This is a genomic window from Lentisphaerota bacterium, assembly GCA_016873675.1.
GTDB lineage: Bacteria > Verrucomicrobiota > Kiritimatiellia > RFP12 > JAAYNR01 > VGWG01.
Genome location: VGWG01000173.1, coordinates 1 through 3,720, shown reverse-complemented (window position 1 = coordinate 3,720; position 3,720 = coordinate 1). Strand labels below are relative to the sequence as shown.

The following is a 3,720-nucleotide window of genomic DNA, read 5'->3' as shown; positions in this document are numbered from 1 at the left end:
GGGTCGGCGCATGCGGAAGCGTTCCGGCAGGTGGCGCAGGCCGACGCGGTGCTGGTGGCCGAGGCGCTGCGGAGGGATTTTGATGCGCCGCTGCTGGCGGGGGCGTTTCCGGGGTGGCCGATCGAGGCGGGGCTGGAGATTGAGGTAGCGGGGGGAGACAGAAAACTGAAAGCTGAAAACTGAAAACTGAAAAAATCATGTCCGGTCCAGGCTCCTGCGGAGTGACCCGATCCGCCACGGGGTGCCACCCGGCTGCCGCCGGGGCGCTGGCGCGGGGGACGGGATGGTGGGGAAGAAGGGGGAAGCCCGCCGATAACGGCGGGCCGCGGTAATAGAGGCGGGATGGTGGGACTGAAGGTTAGATCAGTGCGGCGATACGACGGGGAGTGGCGCCGAGAGCCAGGAGGGTCTTCAGGAGGTTGTCGATGGTGGCTGAGGCGGGATTGCCGAGCATACGGGCGACGCCGGACTGCTTAGTGCCGATCTTGGCGGCCAGCGCCGCCTGAGTGAGTTTCTTTTCGTCTCGGAGGCGCTCGATCTCGAGAGCGAAGCTGACCCGCATCCTGACGAGTGCTTGCTCCTGCGGCGTAAGCCCGAGCCAGTCTGCAGCATCGGTGATGCGGTAGCCGGCGGCTTCGAGTCGTTTTCTCTTCTGGTTGTCCATGGTGATTATCCTTTCGTAAGGCGGTCGTAGGTTTTGAGACGTCCGCCGCAGAGTTTGATTACGGCATCGGGCGTCTGCCTCGTCTTCTTTGCAAGCACATGCACCATCAGCACGGCGTCGGGGTCGACACGGCAGAAGATGCGCCATTCGGTGGTCCTATCCTTGACGCGCAGTTCGAGGCAGCGCGTGCCGAGGGTCGGCATCGGACGCGCCTGCGGCATGGAGAGGGCGCCTCCGCCTTGAAGCACCCCGAGAAGCGTTCCGGCCTCAATGCGCGCCTCTTCGCTGAAGGGGGGCGTTTTGATCTCGCCGGAAAGAATGATGAGGGGTTTCCGTGCGTGCATGACCGTAATATAACATATTCGTTATAATTGACAAGCGGAAAATGCGCTCGTGTCGCCGCAATCGTCACGCATTGGCGCGCGGGGCGCTGGCGCGGGGCTGAGGCGCGCCGGGATGACAACCAGGGATGCCCGCCGATAACGGCGGGATGCGGTAATAAGAGGGAGGCTTGTTGATTCCGGGGCTCTTTTGAGGGCGCGGGTGGCGCGATGGAGAGAGGGGGCGTGGGATGGGTGACGGCGGGTTTGTGATGGCGGCGGATGGGTGGGCGCAGGTGTGTCCGCTGGGGGAGTTTCTTCATGCCGGGGCGGGGGTGACGCAGGTGGTGGATGCGGAGGCGTGCGCGGCGATGACGGCCGATTTTGCGGGGCGCGCGGCAGAGCCGAACTTTCCGGGTGTGCTGGTGGATTTTGATCATTTCTCCATGGACGCCGGCAAACCGTCTGAGGCGGCGGGCTGGGTCGGAGCGCTGGAGGCGCGGGATGACGGGCTCTGGGCGAAGATCCGGTGGACCGATGCCGGGCTGGCGGCCGTGACCGGTGGGCGCTATCGGCTCGTGTCGCCGGTGTTTCCAGAGGCGTCGGCGTGCGAGGATCTGGGGGGCGGACGGATTCGGCCGCGGCGGCTGGTGAGCGTCGCGCTGACGAATGAACCGAATATCAAGGGCGGAAGGCCGATTGCGAACCGGTGCCCGGAGGCGGGCACCGGGAAACAGGTTTCAGGTGTCAGGGTTCAGGTTGGGGATGAACAGCGACCTCTCATGGAGAACCGGGTCGGTGTGAAGCGGTATCGGTGGACGTTGGGGCCGGAGGCGGAGGGCGGGCACTGTTCGACGTGTTTGGAGCGGTCGGGTCAGGTGAAGACGGCGCGGGCGTGGGCGGTGATGCCGGGCACGCTGTGCGGGAGGCATTGCCGCTGCACGCTGGAGGAGGTTGGGGCCGGGACGAAGAACCGGAGCCAGGGTTCAGGGTTCGGGGTTCAGGGGGGAGACGCTGACGCGAGGGACGGGACTGAAAATCGGTGGAGCGACGCGGCGCGGGCGGCGTCGCTCGCGGTGCGGCAAGCGAAGGCGGCGGCACGGGCTGTGATGGAGACAGTGGCAGTAGGCAGTGGCACGATGTTGAAAAGGGACGTGAATCAGAGAAGGAGGGTGTGATGGTCATTTTGAGTTCGGATTGTGTGGCAGGGGCGCGGCGGTTTCCGTCGGCGCCGGGGGGCGTTGTGGCAGGCAGGCTGGCGCGGCTGACGTCGGCGGGGCTGATGGCGACGCCGACGGGGCCCCTGCAGGCGGCGCCGTATGTGGTCGCGGATGTGGCCGCGTCGGGGGCGTTGTGCGACTGCGTGCCGCTCACGGGGGCGGCGAATGCGCGTTGCGAGCTGGCGGGGAGCTGCGAGCCGGGCGACTGGCTGGTGTCCGCCGGCGACGGCCGGGTTGAGAAGGGATTGGAAGGCTGCGCGGCGTATTTGGTGGGCGTTGCGGAAGAAGCCGGAACCGAGGGACAGCGGGTGCTGCTGCGGCCGCACGCGGCGCAACCGCCGTCGCTGGGGCTACGGGTGCGGCATCCGGGGACGGGAAAGTGTCATCGCCTGATCGGGGTGCTGAACGGCGAGGGCGAGCTGACGTTGGGGATCGAGGCGGAGGGGGTTTGAACATGAACACGGGGGTGGGTATGGGCGGACGGATGGCGATTGCGGTGGCGGCGGCGTTGCTGGCGGCATCGGCGGGGATGGCGCAGGGGACGTACAGCCAGATGGCGACCGAGGGGCTGGTGAGCGCCTGGCTGGGCACGCTGCAGATGGGCGTGGACGAGCGGCTGGCGGAGCGGCCGACGTATGCAGAGGCCGAGGCGATCGCGGCCGCAGCGGCGGCGAGGATCAATCCCGGGCAGGCGGCGCGGCTGGTGCATGTGGACAGCGCGGCGACGAACGCGATCGAGACGGGTTCGGCGGCGGCGCCCTACCGCACGATCCAGGCGGCGCTCGATCATATCGGCGAACCGGCGGACGCGGCGGAGTACCGTGACGCGGCCGGCCGTGCGTACGTGGTGCGGGTGGCGCCGGGGGTGTACAGCGAGGATCTGGAGGTGCCCTACCGGCCGATGCTGCTGCTCGATCTCGACGGCGCGACGGTGCGCGGCACGGTGACGCGGCGGGTGCCGGGGTGGCCGTACAACGTCTCCAACCTGGTCAGCCGGCTGACGATTCGCGGCGACAGCCTGCGGTCGGCGTATCCGGACGGGCAGCATGCCGTGACCGGGATCGAGGGCGACATCGTCTTTGACGGCGGCGGACCGTATCCGCGTCCGGCGCCCTCGTACTTCTACGCGCTGCATGTGATCCACGCGGGCGTCTCGGGGTCGGTGCGTTTCGAGAACGGATCGCCGCACACCTGGGGGCATCTCTTCCTGGAGCGGGCGGACGTGCATGGGGTGTACAGCACGAACGGCTGGGGCGGCGTGACGGTCTTCTCATACAGTTGGGGTGGCGGGCACGCGGGCGGTGGCCGTCCGGGAACGGGGCTGGGACCGCTGGTGGGGACGGTGCTTCCCTACAACCTGCAGAACGTGATGATCTCCGACGGGATGCGGCTGGAGACGCCTTGGAGCGGGACGTGCGTGTGGCACAACGTCGCCTTCGAGGCGGGCGCCTACAACGTGACGAACGCGGCGATGGGCGTGCGGCTCGACGCGGCGTCGTACAACTCGTGGCTGGCG

5 protein-coding genes are annotated in these 3,720 nt (G+C 67.8%); 3 read left to right on the top strand and 2 right to left on the bottom strand.

What is annotated here, in order from left to right; translation table 11 throughout:
* Positions 1 to 358: 358 nt before the first annotated feature.
* Both FJ222_12295 and FJ222_12290 read right to left on the bottom strand, forming a co-directional pair.
* The gene (locus FJ222_12295; GenBank protein MBM4165202.1) at positions 359 to 664 is read right to left on the bottom strand and encodes a helix-turn-helix domain-containing protein; all 306 of its coding nucleotides are present in this window, start codon (positions 662 to 664) and stop codon (positions 359 to 361) included.
* Between the two features lie 5 nt (positions 665 to 669).
* The gene (locus FJ222_12290) at positions 670 to 1,008 is read right to left on the bottom strand and encodes a type II toxin-antitoxin system RelE/ParE family toxin (GenBank protein ID MBM4165201.1); all 339 of its coding nucleotides are present in this window, start codon (positions 1,006 to 1,008) and stop codon (positions 670 to 672) included.
* Between the two features lie 227 nt (positions 1,009 to 1,235).
* Here FJ222_12290 and FJ222_12285 point away from each other — a divergent pair, with 227 nt between their 5' ends.
* From FJ222_12285 to FJ222_12275, 3 genes are all read left to right on the top strand, one after another.
* Positions 1,236 to 2,162: a hypothetical protein gene (locus FJ222_12285; protein ID MBM4165200.1), complete on the top strand. Its 927-nt coding sequence runs from the start codon at positions 1,236 to 1,238 to the stop codon at positions 2,160 to 2,162.
* Positions 2,162 to 2,656: a hypothetical protein gene (locus tag FJ222_12280; GenBank protein MBM4165199.1), complete on the top strand. Its 495-nt coding sequence runs from the start codon at positions 2,162 to 2,164 to the stop codon at positions 2,654 to 2,656. Before FJ222_12285 ends, FJ222_12280 begins: the two co-directional genes overlap by 1 nt.
* Before the next feature lie 2 nt (positions 2,657 to 2,658).
* A partial coding sequence (locus FJ222_12275) for a hypothetical protein (GenBank protein ID MBM4165198.1) occupies positions 2,659 to 3,720 on the top strand: 1,062 nt, incomplete at its 3' end.

Excerpts from the sequence above, each read along its gene's own strand:
- FJ222_12285 (MBM4165200.1), top strand. The coding sequence starts at position 1,236 with ATGGGTGACGGCGGGTTTGTGATGGCGGCGGATGGGTGGGCGCAGGTG.
- FJ222_12280 (MBM4165199.1), top strand. The coding sequence starts at position 2,162 with ATGGTCATTTTGAGTTCGGATTGTGTGGCAGGGGCGCGGCGGTTTCCG.
- FJ222_12290 (MBM4165201.1), bottom strand. The coding sequence starts at position 1,008 with ATGCACGCACGGAAACCCCTCATCATTCTTTCCGGCGAGATCAAAACG.
- FJ222_12295 (MBM4165202.1), bottom strand. The coding sequence starts at position 664 with ATGGACAACCAGAAGAGAAAACGACTCGAAGCCGCCGGCTACCGCATC.